The organism is Enterobacter sp. ZOR0014 (genome assembly GCF_000798855.1).
Classification (GTDB): domain Bacteria; phylum Pseudomonadota; class Gammaproteobacteria; order Enterobacterales; family Enterobacteriaceae; genus Enterobacter; species Enterobacter kobei.
In genome coordinates this window covers 1-612 of record NZ_JTLF01000018.1, presented here as the reverse complement: position 1 = coordinate 612, position 612 = coordinate 1, and the positions used below count along the sequence as shown (strand labels likewise).

The following is a 612-nucleotide window of genomic DNA, read 5'->3' as shown; positions in this document are numbered from 1 at the left end:
GGGAAGCTCCCGCGTCCACGGCCTGCCGTTCATCACCTCAATCTCCCGCTTTGTACGCAGGTCTGCTAATTTCTCTGGCTCAACAAACCGCGAACATACCTGCTGATTTTCAACTGAATTCATGAGATATCCTTTATTGCTTCTTCCAAAGCTTTATTCTGGTCTGCCACACTGCGGTTGAAAGATGCTGTGCCAAATACGCATTTCTTACACCATATCTGAAGCTCGTTGTCAGAAATCCAGGTCACCACTACCTGTAACAACGTTACCGCCACCATAGCTTCCCAGGTCATTAAAATCGCCAAAACTCTGACTCCAAAATATCTGTCTGCCAATTTTATAGAAACATATTCCGCACCAGATGCCATTTTGGCGGCTAACTCAACTTTTCCCATTATTTTTACGACTGGATTCATTGCCTCCAGCAGAAGACCAACTGATTTTGTGACAACAAGGACATCCACAAATGTTTTTAACCCCAAAACTCCAACAAGGAAAAAACGATTATTTTCTATTTCTGCTTTGACAGCGAGAACGTCTGAATACACCGACATTAAAGACGCCCCCCCACCCGCTGCCGCCCCAACGCCCTTGACCCATGCTACCGTCAGC

Annotated in this window: 1 pseudogene; it reads right to left on the bottom strand. The window is 46.1% G+C overall.

Annotation, left to right across the window (positions count from 1 at the left end):
- Positions 1-119 precede the first annotated feature (119 nt).
- Positions 120-612, bottom strand: a pseudogene (locus L977_RS24635) (hypothetical protein); the annotation flags it as partial.